18 protein-coding genes and 3 pseudogenes are annotated in these 22,234 nt (G+C 50.3%); 15 read left to right on the top strand and 6 right to left on the bottom strand.

Annotation, left to right across the window (positions count from 1 at the left end; genetic code table 11):
• The first annotated feature begins 68 nt into the window (after positions 1–68).
• Positions 69–1,070: a TrmH family RNA methyltransferase gene (locus HPC37_RS01900; RefSeq protein ID WP_208121553.1), complete on the top strand. Its 1,002-nt coding sequence runs from the start codon at positions 69–71 to the stop codon at positions 1,068–1,070.
• On the opposite strand, the gene HPC37_RS01895 is transcribed toward HPC37_RS01900, so the two are convergent.
• Positions 1,071–1,331 carry a YfhL family 4Fe-4S dicluster ferredoxin gene (locus tag HPC37_RS01895; protein WP_208121552.1) on the bottom strand — a complete coding sequence of 87 codons (261 nt, stop codon included), beginning with the start codon at positions 1,329–1,331 and terminating at the stop codon, positions 1,071–1,073.
• Positions 1,332–1,417: 86 nt separating this feature from the next.
• Here HPC37_RS01895 and HPC37_RS01890 point away from each other — a divergent pair, with 86 nt between their 5' ends.
• The 3 genes from HPC37_RS01890 (at position 1,418) to fbaA (ending at position 4,598) form a co-directional block, all read left to right on the top strand.
• Entirely contained in the window at positions 1,418–2,155 is a 738-nt protein-coding gene (locus HPC37_RS01890) for a ribonuclease T2 family protein (protein ID WP_208121551.1), read from the top strand.
• Between the two features lie 143 nt (positions 2,156–2,298).
• Positions 2,299–3,468, top strand: coding sequence for a phosphoglycerate kinase (gene pgk / locus HPC37_RS01885; RefSeq protein WP_208121550.1), 1,170 nt, complete (start codon positions 2,299–2,301; stop codon positions 3,466–3,468).
• Positions 3,469–3,515: 47 nt separating this feature from the next.
• On the top strand, positions 3,516–4,598 hold the full coding sequence (fbaA, locus tag HPC37_RS01880; RefSeq protein ID WP_208121549.1) for a class II fructose-bisphosphate aldolase: 1,083 nt from the start codon (positions 3,516–3,518) through the stop codon (positions 4,596–4,598).
• 55 nt (positions 4,599–4,653) lie between these two features.
• On the opposite strand, the gene cpxA is transcribed toward fbaA, so the two are convergent.
• From cpxA to mutH, 3 genes are all read right to left on the bottom strand, one after another.
• Entirely contained in the window at positions 4,654–6,087 is a 1,434-nt protein-coding gene (gene cpxA, locus HPC37_RS01875) for an envelope stress sensor histidine kinase CpxA (RefSeq protein WP_208121548.1), read from the bottom strand.
• A 21-nt stretch (positions 6,088–6,108) separates the two neighbouring features.
• A complete protein-coding gene (locus HPC37_RS01870) occupies positions 6,109–6,825 on the bottom strand; it encodes a response regulator (protein WP_208121547.1) in 717 nt (238 codons plus the stop codon).
• A gap of 62 nt (positions 6,826–6,887) precedes the next feature.
• Entirely contained in the window at positions 6,888–7,559 is a 672-nt protein-coding gene (gene mutH / locus HPC37_RS01865) for a DNA mismatch repair endonuclease MutH (RefSeq protein WP_208121546.1), read from the bottom strand.
• Between the two features lie 569 nt (positions 7,560–8,128).
• Between mutH and rppH the strand changes: the two genes are divergently transcribed.
• The 11 genes and pseudogenes from rppH (at position 8,129) to HPC37_RS01810 (ending at position 19,595) form a co-directional block, all read left to right on the top strand.
• Positions 8,129–8,749 (top strand): RNA pyrophosphohydrolase, encoded by a 621-nt coding sequence (gene rppH, locus HPC37_RS01860; RefSeq protein WP_208121545.1) that lies wholly within the window; start codon positions 8,129–8,131, stop codon positions 8,747–8,749.
• The gene (locus HPC37_RS01855; RefSeq protein ID WP_208121544.1) at positions 8,746–9,537 is read left to right on the top strand and encodes a sulfite exporter TauE/SafE family protein; all 792 of its coding nucleotides are present in this window, start codon (positions 8,746–8,748) and stop codon (positions 9,535–9,537) included. Before rppH ends, HPC37_RS01855 begins: the two co-directional genes overlap by 4 nt.
• Positions 9,538–9,549: 12 nt before the next feature.
• Positions 9,550–10,352 (top strand): annotated as a pseudogene (gene lgt / locus HPC37_RS11210) (prolipoprotein diacylglyceryl transferase).
• An 8-nt stretch (positions 10,353–10,360) separates the two neighbouring features.
• Positions 10,361–11,212 (top strand): thymidylate synthase, encoded by an 852-nt coding sequence (locus tag HPC37_RS01845; RefSeq protein ID WP_208121543.1) that lies wholly within the window; start codon positions 10,361–10,363, stop codon positions 11,210–11,212.
• Positions 11,213–11,283: 71 nt separating this feature from the next.
• A complete protein-coding gene (gene lysM, locus HPC37_RS01840) occupies positions 11,284–11,730 on the top strand; it encodes a peptidoglycan-binding protein LysM (RefSeq protein WP_208121542.1) in 447 nt (148 codons plus the stop codon).
• 209 nt (positions 11,731–11,939) lie between these two features.
• Entirely contained in the window at positions 11,940–13,238 is a 1,299-nt protein-coding gene (tig, locus tag HPC37_RS01835; RefSeq protein WP_208121541.1) for a trigger factor, read from the top strand.
• A 135-nt stretch (positions 13,239–13,373) separates the two neighbouring features.
• On the top strand, positions 13,374–13,973 hold the full coding sequence (gene clpP / locus HPC37_RS01830; RefSeq protein WP_208121540.1) for an ATP-dependent Clp endopeptidase proteolytic subunit ClpP: 600 nt from the start codon (positions 13,374–13,376) through the stop codon (positions 13,971–13,973).
• A 2-nt stretch (positions 13,974–13,975) separates the two neighbouring features.
• Positions 13,976–15,247 carry an ATP-dependent protease ATP-binding subunit ClpX gene (gene clpX / locus HPC37_RS01825; protein ID WP_208121539.1) on the top strand — a complete coding sequence of 424 codons (1,272 nt, stop codon included), beginning with the start codon at positions 13,976–13,978 and terminating at the stop codon, positions 15,245–15,247.
• Between the two features lie 105 nt (positions 15,248–15,352).
• A complete protein-coding gene (gene rng, locus HPC37_RS01820; RefSeq protein ID WP_208121538.1) occupies positions 15,353–16,831 on the top strand; it encodes a ribonuclease G in 1,479 nt (492 codons plus the stop codon).
• Positions 16,832–16,851: 20 nt separating this feature from the next.
• The gene (gene tldD / locus HPC37_RS01815) at positions 16,852–18,297 is read left to right on the top strand and encodes a metalloprotease TldD (protein ID WP_208121537.1); all 1,446 of its coding nucleotides are present in this window, start codon (positions 16,852–16,854) and stop codon (positions 18,295–18,297) included.
• An 87-nt stretch (positions 18,298–18,384) separates the two neighbouring features.
• Positions 18,385–19,595 (top strand): annotated as a pseudogene (locus HPC37_RS01810) (acetylornithine/succinyldiaminopimelate transaminase).
• Here the strand turns inward: HPC37_RS01810 and lsrK are convergent.
• A pseudogene (gene lsrK / locus HPC37_RS01805) lies at positions 19,590–21,163 on the bottom strand (autoinducer-2 kinase). The pseudogenes HPC37_RS01810 and lsrK sit on opposite strands and share 6 nt — an antisense overlap.
• 29 nt (positions 21,164–21,192) lie before the next feature.
• A complete protein-coding gene (locus HPC37_RS01800) occupies positions 21,193–22,152 on the bottom strand; it encodes a sugar-binding domain-containing protein (protein WP_208121536.1) in 960 nt (319 codons plus the stop codon).
• Positions 22,153–22,234 lie beyond the last annotated feature (82 nt).

Raw genomic sequence — 22,234 nt, 5'->3', positions numbered from 1 at the left:
ATCAAAAACCGCACTTTGCGCTAAAAATTTGTTATACTGACACTTTACCCCAGCAAGGCAAGGCAGCAATGAGCGAGCAATTTAAAGGCAAACCAACATTCCAACAACCGAAAAGCAAAACGCGTTTTAGCGATAAAAAATCCCCGCGGTTTGAACGCAAAAAAGACGACAAACCTCGCCGTGGCGAAAGCGCAAAACCGGCGCGTGAGGGCTTTGCTTGGGGGCAAAGTGAACTGGCGGCGAAAAAAGCCGGCCGCCACGCCAAAGGTGAGGTGAAGGTGACGATTAAAGGTGACATCGGCAGCAAAAAAACGGGCCCTCTGTCGCCACGTGCGCCTGAAAAAATCCGCAAAAACCGTGATGAAGAGATGAAAATCTACGGCCTTGAAGCCTGCCTTGCGCGCTTTAAACAACGCCCAGAGAGCATTGTGCGGCTGTGGGCGACGGTGGACATGAGCCACAAACTCGGCGAGCAGCTGAGCTTTCTCGCCAGCCAAAAAAAGGCCTATCATGTGGTTGGAAGCGATGAACTCGCGCTGGTCAGCGGCAGTGAGCACCACGGCGGCATTTGCCTGTTGGTGAAAAAAACACAACCTGTCAGCCTTGAGCAATACCTTGCGCAAAGCAAATTGCAAGATTGCGTGGTGCTGCTTGACGACGTGCAAAACGCCCACACCCTCGGCGCGATTTTGCGCACGGCGGCGTTTTATGGCGCCGGTGCCGTGATTGGCGAGCAAGCACAAACCCTAGCCAGCCCCGCCGCCGCGCGAGTGGCTGAGGGCGCGCTCGAGTACGTCAGCCTAGTTGATAGCCTCTCCCTTGAGGCCAGCATGGCCAGATTGCAGCGCGCAGGCTACCAAGTGATCGCCATCAGCGGCGACAAGCAAGCCACCGCGCTGAACAAAGTTCATTTTGGGGATAAAATCGCCTTGTTGGTCAGTGAAAACCCAACCGCACTTTTGCCGAATGTTGACGCGCGTGTGGTGTTGTCATTCGACAGCCCCTTGGCCAATGGCGTGAATGCCGCGGTGAGCACAGGTGTGGTGTTGTCGCGCTGGTATTTCCGTTAATTACAGCTCGTCGCTGTGGTGGAGCAGGGCAAAGCGCTCCCACAGCGTTTCTTGCGATTCCACGTGTTGTGGGTCGGTGATGATGCAGTTGTTGATCGGGCAGACTTTTTGGCAGGTGGGCGTGTCGTAATGGCCGACACACTCGGTGCACAAGGCAGGGTTGATCACATAGATCTCTGCGCCAAAGCTGATGGCCTCGTTAGGGCACTCCGGCTCGCACATATCGCAATTGGTGCATTTTTCTGTGATTAATAATGCCATGGCAAAGTCAATAATTTCTTGTTGGTGATAAAAAGGGCGTAGATTATAATCTAAAAGCCGATGAAAAACCAATTTAAGGGAACACGATGAAGTTAACCCCCGCTCAATTACGCCAAGCTGTGCGTATCATTGTGATTATCATCTCTGTGGTGGTGACCGCACTTTTCTATTCTCGCCAACAAAGCACCCCGCCTGCCGAGCCCGCTGGCAGCCCTTCGCAAAGCCAACACCAAAGTGCGATCGGGGAGGATGCCAACCGTGATTATGACGTTTCGCTCGCGCAAGACAAACTTGGCCAAAATGCGCGGGCGAAGGTGGATTATTACATGCTGGTGCTCTCGTGGTCGCCAGGCTTTTGCGCTGAGCAGCGCGAGCAATATGGCAAAAATCTGCCGCGCGCGGTGCAGTTTCAATGCAACAGCAAACAGCATTTTGGCTGGGTGGTGCACGGGCTGTGGCCACAAAGCGCCAAAGCGCGCGATATTGTCGATCATCCGCGCTTTTGCCAAGGGGATTTGCCCGCCGTTGACCGCACTTTGCTTAAACCCTACCTTGCCATCTCACCTGGCTTGCAGCTGCTGCAAGGCGAGTGGGAAAAACACGGCGCCTGCGCGTTTGACACGCCACAAGCCTACTTTGCCCAATCCAAGCGCTTGTTTGATAGCTTAACGCTACCGCAAGAGAATTTACGCAAAGGCGATTTGTTCCGTTTTATGCGTCAACACAATGGGCAGTTGGCGGGCAAATATATGCAAGCGACACGCAATGAGTTGAAGATTTGCTACGATCTCAGCTGGCAGCCGATGGACTGCCCAACAAAATAGCCGTGCGGTTTTGACGTTAATCAAAGATTTATTTAAATGCTTAAAATAATTGCTTGTGGCATGCATTTTACATTGAGATGAAAGATGAAGTTGTTATAATTTAGCAGTATTGATTTTTATTTTTAACCAAAAGAGGACTTATTATGTCAGTAATTAAAATGACCGATTTAGACCTGAGCGGCAAACGTGTGTTGATTCGTTCAGATTTAAACGTGCCTGTCAAAGATGGAAAAGTGACATCCGATGCGCGCATTAAAGCATCAATCCCAACCATCAAACGCGCGTTAGAACAAGGCGCCAGCGTGATGGTGACCTCCCACTTCGGGCGCCCAACGGAAGGCGAATACAACGCCGAGTTCTCTTTGCAACCTGTGGTGGATTACCTCAACAACGCCCTCGACGTGCCAGTGCGTTTAGAAAAAGATTACCTCAACGGCGTGGATGTGAAACCTAACGAAGTGGTTGTGTTGGAAAACGTGCGCTTTAACAAAGGTGAGAAAAAAGACGCCGATGAACTGGCCAAACAATACGCTGCACTGTGCGATGTGTTTGTAATGGACGCCTTCGGCACCGCACACCGCGCGCAAGCCTCCACCCACGGTGTGGGCAAATTTGCACCAATTGCGTGCGCAGGCCCTTTGTTAGCCAATGAATTAGACGCCCTGGGCAAAGCGCTGAAAAACCCAGCGCGCCCAATGGTGGCTATCGTCGGTGGCTCAAAAGTGTCAACCAAATTGACCGTGTTGGATTCATTGGCCAAAATTGCTGACCAATTGATCGTCGGCGGTGGCATTTCAAACACCTTTGTCGCAGCACAAGGCTTGAATGTGGGCAAATCTTTGCATGAGCCAGATTTAATCCCTGAAGCCAAACGCTTGCTCGGTGAGTCCGACATCCCGATGCCAACCGATGTGCGTGTGGGTAAAGAATTCTCTGAAACTGCACCGGCAACCGTGAAACCAGCCACCGATGTGCAAGATGATGAAGAAATCATGGACTTGGGTGATGAATCCGCTGAAAAATTGGCTGAAATCATCCGTGGTGCGAAAACTATTTTGTGGAACGGCCCTGTTGGCGTGTTTGAATTCCCGAACTTCCGCAAAGGGACTGAAATTGTTGCCCGCGCGATTGCGGACAGCGACGCATTTTCAATCGCCGGCGGCGGTGACACCTTAGCGGCTATCGACCTCTTTGGCATCAGCGATAAAATCTCTTATATCTCAACCGGTGGTGGCGCCTTCTTAGAATTTGTTGAAGGCAAAGTGTTGCCAGCCGTTGCTATGCTAGAAGAACGCGCAAAAGAACAAGCTTAATAATCTCAGGCGAGCGTGCTCGCCTCCCTTTATAGAAGGAAATGACTATGTCTAAAATTTTCGATTTCGTAAAACCTGGTGTGTTGACAGGTGATGATGTACAAAAAGTATTCAAAGTAGCCAAAGAAAACAACTTTGCCTTGCCAGCCGTGAACTGCGTGGGCTCTGACTCCATCAATGCCGTGTTGGAAACTGCTGCTCGCGTGAAAGCACCTGTGATTGTGCAATTCTCCAATGGTGGTGCTGCGTTTTATGCCGGTAAAGGCATCAAATTGCCTGAAGGCCAACGTGCCGACGTGCTTGGTGCGATTGCAGGTGCCAAACACGTTCACCAAATGGCGGAACACTATGGTGTGCCAGTGATTTTGCACACTGACCACTGTGCTAAAAAATTGCTGCCATGGATTGACGGCATGCTTGACGCGGGTGAAAAACACTTTGCCGAAACGGGCAAACCGCTCTTTTCTTCCCATATGATCGATCTTTCCGAAGAGCCGCTGGAAGAAAACATGGAAATCTGCAAAAAATACCTCGAACGTATGTCAAAAATCGGCATGACCTTGGAAATTGAACTCGGTATCACCGGTGGTGAAGAAGACGGCGTGGATAACTCAGACCGCGACCCAATGGATCTTTACTCCAAACCAGAAGAAATTGACTACGTTTACACTGAGTTGTCAAAAATCAGCCCGCGTTTCACTGTGGCAGCGGCCTTTGGTAACGTACACGGTGTGTACAAACCGGGTAACGTGAAACTGACCCCGAAAATTTTGAAAGCGGGCCAAGATTACATCCGTGAAAAACACGGCTTAAGCGATGAAAAACCAGTGTCTTACGTGTTCCACGGTGGTTCTGGCTCAACTCACGAAGAAATTCAAGAAGCAGTGGGCTACGGCGTGGTGAAAATGAACATCGACACCGACACGCAATGGGCCTCTTGGCACGGCATCTTGGAATACTACAAAGCTAATGAAGCGTATTTGCAAGGCCAATTGGGCAACCCAACAGGTGAAGATGCACCAAACAAAAAATACTACGACCCACGCGTATGGTTGCGCAAAATGGAAGAGTCAATGTCTAAACGTTTGGAACAATCGTTTGACGACCTCAACTGCCGCGACGTGCTCTAAGGCGTAATATAATGAGAACCGCACTGTTAAAGTGCGGTTTTTTTATGCGTTAAATTTAGCTTTTGATTGGCAGAATAATACGAATGCGCAAGCCCCCAAGCGGGCTTTTGCTGGCTTTGACGCTGCCGCCATGCTGCTCAATGGCATTGGCCACAATCGACAAGCCCAGCCCTGTGCCACCAGTGGTGCGGGCGCGCGCCTCATCAGTGCGATAAAACGGCTTAAAGATGCGCTCATATTCAGTGTCTGGCACGCCTTTGCCGTTGTCATCGACTAAGATTTCGAGCTTCGAGCCATGCAGTTGGGTGGTGGTCAAATGCACCTCGCCGCTGGCGTATTTGAACGCATTGCGGATCACGTTTTCCAGCGCGCGGGCGAGCACTTCACTGTTGCCGAGCATAAAGAGTTTTTCAGGGCGCTGGACAAATTGCGAGAAGACAAAAATAATGTTGCGCTCTTGGCTCTCAAAATAGGCGTCTTCCACCACGTTTTCCCAAATGTCGATAATCGGGAAGGTGGTGCGGTTGATTTCAATTTTGAAATAATGGCGCGACATCTGCAGCAATTGCGCGATCATTTTATCCATCCGTTCAATTTCGGTCTCAATCCGTGTCACCTCGGTGGTTTCGCCGTTGCGACGGCGCAGCAATGAGGTCGCCAGCTGCAAGCGGGTCAGTGGCGTGCGTAACTCGTGGGAAATATCGGACAATAGCCGTTGTTGTGAGTGAATCACGTTATCGACCGAGCTTATCATCTGATTAAAGCTTTTGCCCACCTCGCGCAGCTCTTGCGGACCGGATTTTTCCAGCTCTGGCATCACTTGCAAATGCCCGTTACTGATATCATTGGCAGCATTGCGCAAGCGCTTGATCGGGCGGGTGAGGCTGAAAATCAGCAAAATCAACAGCGGTGTTGAGGTGACCATCAGCAATGAGAGCATCACCAGCGGGTGGTCAAAGATAAAGTTAACAAACTCCCGCTGCGGGTTGACGGTTTCAATAAAATAGAGCAGATACGGCTCAGCATCGGTGAACGGATAAGACGAGACAAAAGGCCCAACCACATCAAGATTAGAAAAGCGGCGTTTTTTCGGCACTAATGGGTCGGCTGATTCACGCACAAACTGAAATAGCGCGGCGGCTTGCTCAGGATTAGGCGCGCCGAGCACATCATCGTAATTATTCGGGTTGACCAACGCCACGCGGTAGGCTTGCTTTTTGTCTTCTTTGTCTTTCGCCGAGCTGGATTCTGGCGTGTTGGAGTCAAAATATTGCAAATCATGCAAGGTGTTGTCGGTGGAAACGCGAATCACCTTGGTTTGAAAAAAGTGAATGTCTTCTTCAGACAGCGCGTTGAGGTTGCGGGCATCCATAGTCGGGATAAAAAACGCGATGCCCATCAACGCAAAGAAAGAGAACCAAATCAGCCAAAACAGGGCGAAGATTTTAACATTGATAGAGTTTATCGTTGGATAAAATCGCCACCCCATAACAGCCTCTTGTGTGTGAAATTAGCTTTCGGTCACCAGCAGGTAGCCTCGTCCGCGCAGGGTTTTCACCCATGGCAGCTCATCGGAGCGTTCAGGCAATTTTTTGCGCAGGTTCGACACGTGCATATCAATCGAGCGGTCAAACGGCGCAAGGCGCTTGCCTAAAATCTCAAGGCTGAGCAACTCGCGGGACAAAATTTTGCCCTGATGTTTGATTAAAGTGTAGAGCAAGGCAAATTCAGTGCCGGTCAAATCCAAATCTTGGTTGCCAAACATCGCTTGTTGGCGGCCAGGGTAGAGTGTGACGCCTGCAAATTCCACTTGGGTGTGCTCGTCGATATCGATATGGGATTTTTCACTGGCATCATCATTAGCATTTGCGGTGCGACGCAAAATCGCCTTAATGCGCGCCACCAGCTCGCGGTCATTAAATGGCTTAGCAATGTAGTCATCAGAGCCCAACTCAAGGCCGAGCACACGGTCAATGTCGTCACCACGAGCGGTGAGCATAATGATCGGCGTGCTGTAAGTTTGGCGGATACGTTTGAGTGTTTCAATGCCGTTGAGCTCTGGCATCATAATATCCAACAAAATCAAATCATGGGTGGCGTTGAGCGCGTCAAGCGCTTGCAAACCGTTGTACACGGTTTCTACTTCGAAGCCTTCAAGTTGCAGCACTTCGGCGAGAAGTTCTGTCAATTCGATATCATCATCGACCAGTAAAATTTTCTTTGCCATTGCTAATTTCCTTATTTGTTAATGCATTAGCGTCGCACACTAAGCAGTAATCTTACTACACTTTAACGGTTGAGAAAATCCTGTAAGATTTTTTGAGTGAAAATTTTACGTAAATAAAAGCCCAGCGGCAGGGTTTGAATTGAATTTCCTTTTACATCAAATCCACGCGTGCGCTCACGGCTGTTCGCGCCCTTAGGGCGCAGCTGGAGCACTTCTCCGATTCGGGCATTAATTTTGCCATAATCACCCAACACAATCATCTCCATCAATTCTTCCCAATCCCGCGCCAATTGCTGCTCTTGCTCGGCACTCGGCTGCCACAAAATCGGCATGCCCACACGGCGCTCACCAAGCGGGATGTGGCGCTCACCCTCAACGGGGATCCACAACACCTTTTGCAGCTTTTGGCGCACATGGCTGGTTTGCCACAGCACGCCTGTGTTGTCGGTCAGCGGCGCAAGGCTCACAAAGGTGGTCTCCAGCGGCCGGTTTTGACTATCCACCGGGATGGTTTTCAGCTCAATCCCAAGGGCGGCAAAATCGGGCTCAGCCTTTGAGCCTGCGCTGGCGCCCAGTGCGGTTTCCAACAACATACCCACCCAGCCCTTGTGCCGGCGCAAGTCCGCGGGCACAGCGATGTGGTGTATGGCCGCAATCTCACTTAAGCTCAGCCCCGCAAGGCCTTGTGCGCGTGCAAGCAACGCGGCTTGGCTTTCAGGCGTTTTTGTTACCATAAAAATTATTACGCTGTGTTACATTTATTGACATTATACCAACCAAGCTCGCGAAGGTAAAATGCACGATTATTCATCACCCCAACCGCACTTTGCCTTTTGCCCTTGACAAAAATTTTAACCCTTTGATTTTAAATCAAAAGTTAAAGTGCGGTCGGCACACATTGGCGCTGTGAACAAGTGATAAACCACTCACGCACACACTTATCCACAAAAAAAGGGGATAATCCCGCTCGGCTCTTGCGCGCAGGCGTGCGAGGATCAACTTGCTTCATTTTTGTGTCAAAACGCGCCTAAAATTGTGCGCGTTTTCATCGCTGGTTAAAATTTACCCGCACGAAAAGCACAACTGCCAACGGGTGAGAAAAGCCCACCGCTATTGAGCTTAGACCTAAGGCGTTGGCAAAGGTTCACAGTTGTTAAACCGATTGCGCACACAGTTATCCACAAAAATTGTGGACAGGCGCGCAAAACCGCACTTTCGTTTTGTCACAGGCGTCGAATTGGTTGTCAGCACAAGCAGAATATGAAACAATCGCGCTATAAACGAATTGAAAAAAGGGACAACCGTGATCGATTTCGACGGATATCGACCGAACGTAGGCATTATTATCTGTAATGCTCAAGGGCAGGCGTTGTGGGCCAAACGCTTTGGGCAAAACTCGTGGCAATTCCCGCAAGGTGGCATCAACGAGGGCGAAACGCCCGAACAAGCGATGTTTCGCGAGCTTTTCGAAGAGGTGGGGCTCTCCCCCAATGATGTGCAAATTTTAGCTGTATCCAAAGGCTGGCTGCGCTACAAGCTGCCCAAGCGGCTGATTCGCCCTGATACCAACCCTGTGTGCATCGGGCAAAAGCAGCGCTGGTTTTTGCTGCGCTTAACCTGTGCGGAAAGCGCGATTAATCTCAGCGCCACTAAGCACCCCGAGTTTGACGGCTGGCGCTGGGTTAGCTATTGGTACCCTGTGCGGCAGGTGATCGCGTTCAAGCGTGATGTGTATCGCAAGGTGATGAAAGAGTTTGCCCCCGTGATGATCGCCTATGCGTTAAACCAAAACAGCGTGCCTGTGCAAAGTGCGGTTCGCAAAACGAAAAATCACAAAAAGCGCCCACGCCGCTGGCGCAACGAGGGCAAAGGCACCAGCGCGGCTGATGGCACAACTCAACGCAACCCAAGGGGGAATGAATGATAACGGTAATCATCGCCTGCCTGCTCACCGGCGCCGTGGCGGGCTTTTTCTCGGGCTTGTTCGGCATTGGTGGCGGCATGATCATTGTGCCTGTTATGCTTTATATCATGCCGCAAATTGGTGTGCCTGATGCACAATTGATGAACGTGGCGCTTGGCACCACCTTTGCCTCGGTGATGATGACCTCATTCGCCTCGGCCTTGCGCCATTACCGCTTGGGCAATGTCGACATTACCGCCGCCAAATACATGACGCCAGCGCTGGTGGTGTCCATTTTTATCGCCGGCCAATTTGTCGCCTATCTGCCGAAAGCCATCTCGAGCAAACTGTTTGCGCTGATGGTGCTTTATTTAGCGATCAAAATGATCTTGTCGATCAAACGTGTGCCGGACAACAAACCACTCACACCAACATCGTGCCTGGTTGGCGGCAGCGTGATTGGCGTGCTTTCCAGCTTTGCGGGCATTGCTGGCGGCAGCTTTATTGTGCCGTTTTTAAATGCGCGCGGGCTTGAGATGAAGCGTGCCATCGGCACCTCGTCAACCTGCGGGATCTTTTTAAGCATGTCGGCGATGCTCAGTTTTATGGTCAGCGGCTGGCATCAGCCGATGATGCCAGAGTACTCCATCGGCTATGTTTATCTGCCGGCGGTGATTTTGCTCACGATCACATCATTTATGACCACCAAAATTGGCGCCAACTTGGCCAGCACCTTGCCGGTGGCCACGCTGAAAAAGGCCTTCGCGGTGTTGTTGCTGCTGTTGGTGGCCAAAATTTTGACACAATAAAAAAGGATTTTTATGGATTCGTATATCGCCTTCCCCAACTTTGACCCTGTGATTTTTGAGTTTGGGCCAATTGGGCTGCGTTGGTATGGCTTGATGTATCTCATCGGGTTTATTTTTGCCCGCACACTGGCCGTGCACCGCGCTAAAAAGCCCAACAGCGGCTGGACGGTTGACCAAGTCGATAACTTATTGTTCAACGGCTTTTTAGGCGTGTTTTTAGGCGGGCGCATCGGCTATGTGCTGTTTTATCACTTCGACTTTTTCTTGCAAGACCCGCTCTACCTATTCCGCGTGTGGGAGGGCGGCATGTCGTTCCACGGCGGCCTGCTCGGCGTGATTATCGCCATGTGGCTCACCGCTAAATGGCAAAAACGCCAGTTTTGGGCCACGGCAGATTTTGTCGCGCCTCTGGATCCCCTTCGGCCTTGGCGCGGGGCGGATTGGCAATTTCATCAATGACGAACTCTGGGGGGCGCGTGACCGACGTGCCTTGGGCGGTGTTGTTCCCATCTGGCGGCTACTTGCCACGCCACCCATCACAGCTTTATGAAGCCTTTTTAGAAGGCGTGGTGCTGTTTGTTATTTTAAATTTGTTTATCCAAAAGCCACGCCCACACGGCGCGGTGGCAGGCCTCTTTTTGCTCTGCTACGGCCTCTTCCGCTTTGTGGTGGAGTTTTTCCGCGAGCCCGACGCGCAGCTGGGGTTGTTCTTCGGGCAAAGTGTCTCCATGGGGCAAATTTTATCCCTGCCAATGATCATCATCGGCGCCATCATCATGCTGGTGGCGTATAAACGCCGTCAAAGTGCGGTTTAGGAGGTGCAATGCAGCAATATCTTGACTTATGCCAACGGATTATCGACCACGGGCAGTGGGTGGAAAATAAACGCACAGGCAAGCGTTGCTTGACGGTGATTAACGCCGATTTGGAATACGATGTCGGCGGCGGGCAGTTCCCGCTCATCACCACGCGAAAAAGTTACTGGAAGGCGGCCATTGCTGAGTTCTTAGGCTATATCCGTGGGTTTGATAACGCGGCGGATTTCCGCGCGCTGGGCACCAAAACCTGGGATGCCAATGCCAACCTCAACCCCGATTGGCTCAACAACCCGCACCGCAAAGGCGAAGACGACATGGGGCGCGTTTATGGCGTGCAAGGCCGACGCTGGCGCAAGCCCAACGGCGAGTGCGTTGACCAGCTGGCCAAGGTGGTTGAGCACCTGCGCCAAGGCATTGATGACCGCGGGGAGATCATCACCTTTTACAACCCGGGCGAAACCGAACTTGGCTGCCTGCGCCCGTGCATGCACACTCACACCTTTTCGCTGCTGGGCGACACGCTGTATCTCACCAGCTATCAGCGCTCGTGCGATGTACCTTTGGGGCTGAACTTCAACCAAATTCAGGTTTACGTTTTTTTGGCGCTGATGGCGCAAATCACCGGCCACAAGCCTGGCAAGGCGTTTCACAAAATCATCAACGCGCATATTTATGAAGACCAACTTGAGCTGATGCGCGATGTGCAACTCAAGCGCGAGCCGCTGCCGTTGCCAAAACTCATCATTAACCCTGAAATCAAAACACTCAACGATTTGGAAACTTGGGTGACGATGGCGGATTTCAAGGTCGAGGGCTACCAATCCCATGGGCCGATCGCGTATCCATTTTCGGTGTAGTGATTGATTTAAACCCCAAAGTGCGGTATTAATAACACGAACTTTTAACGCTTTTAGCTAAGGATGAAAAAATGGGACTATTTGATTTTGTCAGTGACATCGGTAAAAAACTCTTCAGCAAAGAAGAAGACGCCTCCAAAGCGGTGACTGAGCACATCAGCGAAGACAACCCAGGGGTGGAAAACGTCAACGTGACCGTTGAAAATGGTGTGGCGAAAATCGAAGGCCAAGCCAAAGACGCCACTGCGTTGGAAAAAGCCATTTTAATGGCGGGCAACATTGCGGGTATCACCAAAGTGGAAGCCGACGGCGTGACCGTGGAAAGCGGCGAGAAAGTGGAAGACGCAGACGATGCGTTTTACATCATCCAAAAAGGCGACACCTTATGGAAAATCGCTGAGCGCACCTACGGCAACGGCGCGAAATACACCGCGATTGTGGATGCTAACAAAGAGGTGATCAAAGACGCGGATAAAATCTTCCCAGGTCAAAAAATCCGCCTGCCAAAAGGCCTGTAATCATACAGATGACAGCCTAGCCTTGTGCTAGGCTTTTTTGTTCTGTCAAACCGCACTTTTTGTTTAAATTATCAACAAATATGCGCTTTTAACCGTTTACATCTCGACGAAATTCGTTTCAATCGGTATAATCTAGCGTCTATTTTATTTATTCGGTGTTTGTCGATAAGTTTTGTGACGCCGAGATCATCTGAATTTTGAGGTAAAAAATGCAATCTTCTGTAGAATCAACACAAGGTCTTGAGCGCCTTATCACAATTACTGTGCCTGCAGCCGACATTGAAGCGGCAGTGCGTGAAGAAATGAAACGCGTGGCGAAAAACGCCCGCATTGACGGCTTCCGTAAAGGCAAAATCCCACCTGCGATTTTAGAACAACGCTTTGGTGCCTCTGTGCGTCAAGATGTGTTGAGCGATTTGATGCAAAAAAGCTTCTTTGATGCAGTGATGCAAGACAAAATCAACTTTGCTGGCCGCCCAACGTTTGAGCCTGAACAGTACGAATTAGGCAAAGATTTCGTGTTCAAAGCCCGCGTTGAAGTTTACCCAGAAGTGGAAGTGAAAGGCTTGAGCGAAATCAAAGTAGAAAAACCTGTGGTTGAAGTGACTGAGGCTGACATCGACAACATGGTCAACGTGTTGCGCAAACAACAAGCCACTTGGAAAACCATTGACGGCGCAGCCAAAGCGGACGACCGTGTGACTATCGACTTTGACGGCAGCGTCGACGGCGAAGCGTTTGAAGGTGGCAAAGCACAAGATTACGCATTGCTGATGGGCCAAGGCCGCATGATCCCAGGCTTTGAAGACGGCATCGTTGGCCACAAAGCAGGTGAAAAATTCACCATTGATGTGACCTTCCCTGAAGAATATCACGCTGAAAACCTCAAAGGCAAAGCCGCGAAATTTGAAATCAACTTGAAAAAAGTTGAAGAAATGGAATTGCCAGAAGTGACCGATGAATTTGTGCAAAAATTTGGCCCGAACACCAAAACCGTGGCTGACTTGCGCGCTGAAATCAAGAAAAACATGGAACGTGAGCTGAAAAATGCGGTGATGACTCAGGTGAAAAACCAAGTGATCGACGGTTTGTTAGCGCAAAATGAAATCGACGTGCCAAAATCTGCCGTTGAGCAAGAAATTGACGTGTTAGCCAAACAAGCGATGGAACGCTTTGGCGGTCAAGCACCGAAAGATTTCCAATTGCCACGCGAAATTTTTGAAGAACAAGCCAAACGCCGCGTGCAAGTGGGCTTGTTGCTCGGTGCGGTGATTTCAAGCAACGAATTGAAAGCCGATGAAGAGCGTGTGAAAGCGATGATTCAAGACATCGCCGCCGCCTACGAGCAACCAAAAGAAGTGGTGGAATACTACAACTCCAACAAAGAGCTGCTTAACAACATCCGCAACGTGGTGCTTGAAGAGCAAGCCGTTGAAAAAGTGCTGGAGCAAGCACAAGTGAGCGACAAAGCCGCCACCTTTGATGAGATCATGAACCCACAAGCTTAAAGCTTAAAAGGGCATTAAAGTGCGGTCTGTGACCGCACTTTTTGTTTGTGGCGCAAAAAAGTGCGGTTTTTGGGATTTTTAGTGCAATTTAGGCTAGAATAGGCCTCAATTATCAAGATACAAAAAGAGGATTTTATGGCATTAGTTCCAATGGTTGTGGACCAAACCTCCCGTGGCGAACGCTCCTACGACATCTACTCCCGCTTGCTCAAAGAGCGCATCGTGTTTTTAAGCGGTGAAGTAGAAGACAACATGGCGAATTTGATTGTCGCGCAATTGTTGTATTTGGAGTCGGTTGACCCTGAAAAAGACATCCACCTCTACATCAACTCACCAGGCGGCGTGGTGACCGCGGGCTTGGCGATTTATGACACCATGCAATTTATCAAGCCGGATGTCAGCACCTTGTGCGTCGGTCAGGCCTGCTCCATGGGCGCCTTTTTGCTCGCCGGCGGTGCAGCTGGCAAACGTTTTGCGCTGCCACACGCGCGGGTGATGATTCACCAGCCACTGGGTGGCTACCGCGGGCAGGCGAGTGATATTCAAATTCACGCGCAAGAAATTTTGAAAATTCGCAAAACCTTAAACGAGCGCATTGCCCACCACAGTGGCAAGCCGTTAGAACAAGTGGAAAAAGACACCGACCGCGACAACTTTATGTCGGCGCAACAAGCCAAAGACTACGGCTTGATTGATGATGTGTTGATGTCTCGCAACGAAGCAGTGAGTGAATAATTATGGCAGATGACAAAGATAAACCCCAAGTGCGCCGCTGCTCGTTTTGCGGCAAAGACGAGCACGAAGTTGACCGCCTGATTTCTGGCGTTGACGGCTATATTTGTGACGAATGTATTGAACTGTGCCACGATTTGATGTCGGGCGAGGGCGACAGTGAAAGTGCGGTTGAAAAGCCCGCCAAAGACGATTTCGCCACGCAAAAATTGCCAACCCCACATGAAATTCGCCAACACCTCGATGATTATGTCATCGGCCAAGAGCACGCCAAAAAAGTGCTGGCGGTGGCGGTGTATAACCACTACAAACGCCTGCGCAATGAAGTGAAAGGCGATGTGGAGCTGGGCAAAAGTAATATATTGCTCATCGGCCCAACCGGCAGCGGCAAAACCTTGTTGGCAGAAACGATGGCGCGCATGCTCAATGTGCCTTTTGCCATGGCTGATGCCACCACGCTGACCGAAGCGGGCTATGTCGGTGAAGATGTCGAAAACATCATTCAAAAACTGCTGCAACGCTGTGATTACAAGCCTGAACAGGCCGAGCGTGGCATTATTTACATCGATGAAATCGACAAAATTACCCGCAAGTCTGAAAACCCGTCCATCACCCGTGATGTGTCTGGCGAAGGCGTGCAACAAGCGCTGCTCAAGCTGATTGAAGGCACCGTGGCCTCTGTGCCGCCACAAGGTGGACGCAAGCACCCGCAGCAAGAGTTTTTGCAGGTGGATACCTCGAAAATCCTATTCATCTGCGGCGGTGCCTTTGTGGGCTTGGATAAAATCGTTGCCCAGCGTGAAAACGTCCACACTGGCATCGGCTTTGGTGCTGAGGTGAAAGGCAAAAAAGAGAAAGAAGATGTCAGCAAACTGCTGCAAAAAGTTGAGCCTGAAGATCTCACCAAATTTGGCTTGATCCCAGAGTTTATCGGGCGCTTGCCGGTGGTGGCCTCGCTGACCGAGCTTGATGAAGACGCGCTAGTGAAAATCCTCACTGAGCCGAAAAATGCGCTGACCAAGCAATATCAAGCGCTCTTCGATCTCGAGAATGTGGAGCTGGAATTCAGCGATGACGCCCTGCGTGCGATGGCGAAAAAGGCGCTTGCGCGCAAAACCGGCGCCCGCGGCCTGCGCTCGATTTTAGAGGCTGTGCTGTTGGATACGATGTACGACCTGCCGTCGATCGAAAACTTAGAAAAAGTGGTGATCGACAAAGGCGTGATTGAAGACAACGAGCCGCCGAAGTTGCATTACAAACAGGCCAACGCCAGCTAGGCGAGAAAAACTAAGCTTCGGCTTAGTTTTTTTATTTGCAAAAGTCGATTTTGCAAAACCGCACTTTGAGTTAAAATAATCTCATTGAAATAATTAGGAAATACTATGAGCTCAAGTGTTGAATTGTTAGTCAACGTCACCCCAAATGAAACGCGCATTGCGCTGTTGGACACTGGCGTGCTCAAAGAGGTACATATTGAGCGCGAGGCCAAGCGGGGCATTGTCGGCAATATCTACAAAGGCCGCGTGATGCGCGTGCTGCCAGGCATGCAGTCGGCGTTTGTCGACATCGGGCTGGACAAAGCGGCCTTTTTGCACGCCTCGGATATTGTCTCCCACACCGAGTGTGTCGATGAGTGCGAAAAGCAGCAATTTGTGGTGAAAGACATCAGTGAATTGGTGCGCGAGGGGCAAGACATTGTGGTGCAAGTGGTGAAAGACCCGCTCGGCACCAAGGGCGCGCGGCTGACCACCGACATCACGCTGCCGTCGCGTTATTTGGTGTTTATGCCTGAAAATAGCCACGTGGGCGTGTCGCAACGCATTGAAAGCGAGGACGAGCGCCAGCGGCTCAAAGATCTGGTCAGCGAGTATTGCGACGAGCTCGGCGGCTACATTGTGCGCACCGCAGCAGAAGGCTGCAGCGAGGAAGAAATTCAGCAAGATGCGCAATTTCTCAAACGGCTGTGGCGCAAAGTGATGGAGCGCAAAGGGCGCTACCCAAGTCGCTCAATGCTTTATGGCGAGTTGGCGCTGGCGCAACGAGTACTGCGTGATTTTGTCGGCACGCCGCTGGATTTGATTCGCATTGACTCCAAATTGACCCATCAAGATGTGAAGACCTTCACCGAAGAGTTTATGCCAGAGCTCACCGAGCGCGTCAGCCTCTACACCGGAAGCCCACCGCTGTTTGACCTTTACGGCGTGGAAGAGGCGATTGGCCGCGCGCTGGATAAACGGGTGAATTTGAAATCGGGCGGGTATTTGATCATCGAGCAAACTGAGGCGATGACCACCATCGACATCAACACCGGCGCGTTTGTTGGCCACCGCAATTTGGAAGAGACGATTTTCAACACCAATATTGAGGCCACGCAAACCATCGCCCAGCAGCTGCAATTGCGCAACCTCGGTGGCATTATCATCATCGATTTCATCGACATGCAAACCGAAGAGCACCGTGCGCGCGTGCTGCAATCCTTGAGTGAAGCGCTGTCTAAAGACCGCGTGAAGACTACCGTCAACGGCTTCACTCAACTTGGGTTGGTGGAAATGACCCGCAAGCGTACGCGTGAGAGCCTTGAGCACGTGCTGTGCCAAGAGTGCCCTGCCTGCCACGGGCGCGGCATGGCGAAAACGGTGGAAACCGTCAGCTACGAAATTGTGCGCGAAATTGTGCGCATTCACCACCAATACGACTGCGAGCAGTTTTTAGTGTATGCCTCGCGCGCGGTGGCGGAATATTTAATCAACGAAGAAGCGCACGGCATTTTGGCCGAACTGGAAGTGTTCATCGGCAAACAAGTGCAGATAAAAACGGAAGTGTTTTATCATCAAGAACAATTTGATGTGGTTATGATCTAACCGCACTTTAAGGAATGTTTATGTTACCACAAGTGAGTAACGCATTATTAGGGCCTGAAAATCTCACCTTTGACGATTTGGGCAACCTGCTAGACCAATACAGCGATCGCCGCATTGACTATGCCGATCTCTTTTTCCAAAGCAGCAAAAACGAAAACTGGGTGCTCGAAGACAGCATCATCAAAGAGGGCGGATTTTATATCGACCGCGGCGTAGGCGTGCGCGCCATCAGCGGGGAAAAAACCGCCTTTGCCTATGCCGATCAAATCAACCTCGCGCAGCTCAACCAATGCGTGCAGGCCACCAAAGGCATCGCGCAGGCGCAGGGTGATATCAAGTGCGGTTTGCCGCTCAAAGGCGTTTATGCCCCGCAGCGTTATAGTCACATTGACCCGCTTGAGAGCCTAAAACGCGAGGAAAAAATCGCGCTGCTGCATCTTATCGACCAAACGGCGCGCGCGCAAGACCCACGCGTGGTGCGCGTTTCCGCCAGTATTAATGCCCTTTATGAAGAGGTGCTGGTGGCCGCCACCGACGGCACACTGGCGGCCGACATCCGCCCATTGGTGCGGTTGTCTATCTCGGTGCTGGTGGAGCAAGACGGCAAGCGTGAAAGCGGCAGTGCTGGCGCAGGCGGGCGCTTTTCGCTGCAATGGTTTATGCAAGACTACCAAGGCGTGAGCCGCGCGGTGTGGTTCACCCAAGAGGCGGTGCGCCAAGCGCTGGTCAAACTCAGCGCCGTAAGTGCGCCTGCGGGCTTGATGCCAGTGATTTTGGGCGCTGGCTGGCCAGGCGTGTTGCTGCATGAGGCAGTCGGCCACGGGCTGGAGGGCGACTTCAACCGCAAAAAATCTTCGCTCTTTACCGATCGCATCGGCGAGCTGGTGACATCACCTCTTTGCACCATTGTTGACGACGGCACTTTGGCCGACCGCCGCGGCTCGCTCACCATTGATGATGAGGGCGTGCCAAGCCAGCACAACGTGCTGATCAAAGACGGCGTGCTACAAGGCTATATGCAAGATAAAATGAACGCGCGCCTCATGGGCATGCAGCCCACTGGCAACGCACGGCGCGAGTCCTACGCCCATTTGCCGATGCCTCGCATGACCAACACCTATATGCTCGCAGGCGAGAGCAAACTCGATGAGATGATCGCCAGCGTGGATTATGGCATCTACGCACCGCACTTTGGTGGCGGGCAGGTGGACATCACCTCGGGCAAATTTGTCTTCTCGGCGTCTGAGGCCTATTTGATTGAAAAAGGCAAGCTCGGCAAGCCGATTATCGGCGCCACCTTGATTGGCTCAGGCATTGAGGCGATGCAGCAAATCTCCATGGTGGGGGATAAAAGCGAGCTTGATCCTGGCATTGGCGTATGCGGCAAAGAGGGGCAAAGCGTGCCCGTCGGCGTTGGCCAGCCAGCGTTGAAAATTGACCAAATCACCGTTGGCGGCACCTCATAATAGTTGACATTAAATTCAATTATTTGCATAATTATTCAAAAGTGCGGTTGTGACCGCACTTTGTTTATCATTTGACAAGGACAGCCTATGCAACTCACCCGCGCCACATTCGACACTGTTTTAATGCAAAATTATGCACCCGCTGATTTCATCCCCGTGCGCGGGGCAGGCAGCCGCGTGTGGGATCAAGCTGGCAAATCTTACATCGATTTCACCAGCGGCATTGCCGTCAACGCCCTTGGCCATTGCCACCCCGAGGTGGTAGCGGTGTTGCAAGCGCAAAGTGAAACGCTTTGGCATTCCAGCAACTGGTTCACTAACGAGCCGGTGCTCGCGCTGGCCAGCAAATTGGCGCAACTCACCTTTGCCGACCGCACTTTTTTCTGCAACTCGGGTGCCGAGGCCAACGAGGCCGCACTCAAGCTTGCACGGCGCTTTGCTGTGGATCACTACGGCTGTCAAAAAGTAAAATCATCGCCTTTAAGCAGAGCTTTCATGGGCGCACCTTGTTCACCGTGAGCGTGGGCGGGCAGGCGAAATATTCCGACGGCTTTGGGCCGAAACCCGCCGACATCGTGCATGTGCCGTTCAATGATCTCGACGCCGTGAAGGCGGTGATGGACGACCACACCTGCGCGGTTATCGTTGAGCCTATTTTAGGCGAAGGCGGTGTGCTGCCCGCCGAACCGCACTTTTTGCGTGGCTTGCGGGCATTGTGCGATGCGCACAACGCATTGCTGATTTTTGATGAAGTGCAAACTGGCCTTGGGCGCACAGGCGCGCTTTATGCCTACATGCACACAGGCGTTGAGCCCGACATCCTCACCACTGCCAAAGCACTTGGCAACGGCTTCCCGATTGGTGCGATGCTCGCGCGTGAACACATCGCCAAAAGCTTCGCGCCAGGTGTTCACGGCACCACCTTTGGCGGCAACCCGCTAGCCTGCGCTGTGGCGAGCAAAGTGCTTGAGATCATCAGTCAACCGCACTTTTTAGCCCAAGTGAATGCACGCTCACAACAACTTTTTGAAGCCCTCAAGGTGCTCAATCAAAAAGTGCGGTTGTTCAGCGATATCCGCGGCCAAGGCCTACTCATCGGCTGCGAGCTGGCCAAAGCGCACCACGGCAAAGCCGCTGACATCGTTGCACTGGCCAACCAACATGGCCTCATGCTTCTGCTCGCCGGCCCCAACGTCCTGCGCCTCGCCCCCGCCCTCAACATCACCGACGATGAATTGACAGAAGGCCTAGCCTGCTTGGAAAAAACGTTGATGGCGTTTGTGGCAGTAAACTCATAGGCCTGGCGCTTTCCACAACGATTCAGTCAGCTCCGCGTCAACAAGGGCGCGTTGAGCTGCATAAACTTTTTGCCATCGCTCCATATGGGCTTGGTATAACTGATGATTTTCTACATTTGGGTGGTATGTGTGTTCAATTTTAACGAGTTTTTCTCCCGCCTCTTTCATTGACGAATAGAGCCCAACCCCGACACCCGCAGCGATTGCACATCCCAGTGCCGTCGCCTCTTTTACGACAGGGACATGGATGGTAAGCCCAGTAACATCAGATAAAATCTGTGACCAAAGTTTTCCTTTTGAGCCACCACCAGCGAAAATAATTGAAGAAAGCTTAACACCAGAAAAACGTTCTACTTGTTTTAGATTATAGGCTGAGACAATAGCTGCATTTTCTTCCAGTGCTCTGAAAAGTACGGCTTTATTACATTTTTCAGGCGATATTGATAGATTAATAAAGGACGGCGCTGCGTGGTACCAATTAGCATAATGCATGGCATCAGAAAAAATAGGAATGACATTATTTGAGCCTACAGGAATATTTTTTGCTTGCGATTCCAGTAAGCTATATGCGTCAACACCTTCTTTTTGTGCTTGTTGTATTTCTTCCTGACAAAATACATCTCTAAACCAACGCATTGTCAGCCCTGTAAAAAAGCTAATTGATTCAGCTTGAACCATTGGGGCAATAACATGAGGATTTATTCTCACATTCATTTCAGGATCGGTTTTTGCTTTTGCTAAATTAACAACTTGTTGCCAGAAGGTGCCGCCAATGATAGCCCCTTGAGAAGGTTCTGTTACACCCAGTCCAATACAGCCGAGTTGAACATCGCCACCGCCGACAATTACTGGAGTATCAACAGAGAGACCTGTTTGATGCGCTGCTTGAGAAGTGACCTTTCCAAGCAGTTCTCCTGTTTCTTTAACTGGCGGGAGTATGTCTGAATTTAGTTGAACTTGATCAAGTAAAGATCTATCCCATTGTCTGGTTTCGAGATTAATTAGTCCTGTGGTGCCTGCATTAGAGGGTTCAACGCCAATCTCATCAGTGAGCATGAAGCCAAGCCAATCACTGAGCATAGTCATAAAGTGGCATTGCCGATAGAGATCGGGTTGATTTTCTTTAAGCCATAATAGTCTTGGAACCGCACTTAAGGATAATGTTTGTCCAGAGCGGGCATACATTGTTTTTTCATACTGGTTTTCATCACTACTTTTTAATTGTTTAACTTGCGCTATTGCACGAGCATCAACATTTCCACAAGCCCAAATAGGTTTTTGTTTGCATCATAGAGAACAATAGCCTCTCGCATAGAGCATGTTGAAATGGCTTTAATTTCTGACGGATCAATGTTGGCTTTTTTTATAGCTTGTGTAATACACCAAGTGGCGAGCTGCCAATTTTGTTCAAGATTGAAATTCATTGATCCTGGTATATCTGGATCGGTTTGGTGGGTCCATTCTTGCTGTGCCGTTGCAATTTGCTTACCTTTTAAATCAAATATGACAGCACGCACACTACCAGTGCCAGCATCTATTGCCATTAAGTATTGATTTTGACTAGTCATAAGAATACCCCCGAACAAGTTGAATTAATCTATATGTGTTTGGCAAGAAGTAGTTTCGCAGTATTTTCCTCTGTTACAAGTGAGTTGATGTATTTACCCATAAGAGCACTGTATATGGCATCAACTTTATTCTCACCACCTGCAATGCCAATGACCGTAGAAATTTGTTTTAATTTATCAAGTGATACACTGATAAGCTCATCATGCAAAGAAACATTATCCTTAAGGTGGCCATCTGCTTGCATAAAATAGCCAAGAATGTCACCAATTGCGCCGGCTTTTCGTAGCTGCTGTTGACTTTGTTCTGTTATATAACCTGAACGTAGTAAAGTCGCTTGCCCTTTTTGTAATGTAGCTCCAATTCCGACGATCGCTACATTGGCTGAGCTGGCAGCTAGCATAATATTTTGATTGAAGATTCTTTTTGAAAAATTAGCCGCCTCGCGTGATGAAGCTCGTAGAGGGGCTGGGATAATGCTTACATTGCAATTGCTACTCAGTTGCCCAATTCCTTTCATATAAGGCCCGACCCCGCCAGAAAGCGTAATCAGCTTGATATTGTTGTGAGTAATAAACTCATTGCTATGCTTGATGGTCTCCATAATTGTTTCGCCAAAGCCAATCGCCAGTAATTCATCTGGCATCATGAGTGTGCTAAGTAATTGCGATGCGGCAATTCCAAGGCGTGAGTTGACTTCGTGAGCATCTAACGCAGGTATAACTCTAATGTGCTTGAGGTGAAATGTTTGTTTAAGCGCTTCTTCTAATTCTAGACAACCTGTGTAGCGCGATCGAATTTCTACTTTGATCAATCCGATTTGACGTGCTTTTTCGAGTAGCCGTGACACCTTTAGTCTAGGGATATTGAGAAGTTTTCCAATCTCGTTTTGTGTAAGATTGTCGTGATAATAGAACCAGCCAATTCTCGCTAAAAGCTCTTCTTCACAATCTGAGCTAAAGGTAAACTTATTACTATCCAGATCATTCATTTTAACGTCCTCACCCATGTGCGTTTAGGATAAACATGTGATAATTATTTTACCAATTGTTCTTTTTAAAAAAAGTGATTTT

It is taken from the genome of Spirabiliibacterium mucosae (assembly GCF_014884965.1).
In the GTDB taxonomy this organism is placed as follows: Bacteria; Pseudomonadota; Gammaproteobacteria; order Enterobacterales; family Pasteurellaceae; genus Spirabiliibacterium; species Spirabiliibacterium mucosae.
The sequence above is the reverse complement of the archived record's forward strand: the minus strand, read 5'-3'. Positions and strand labels throughout refer to the sequence as shown.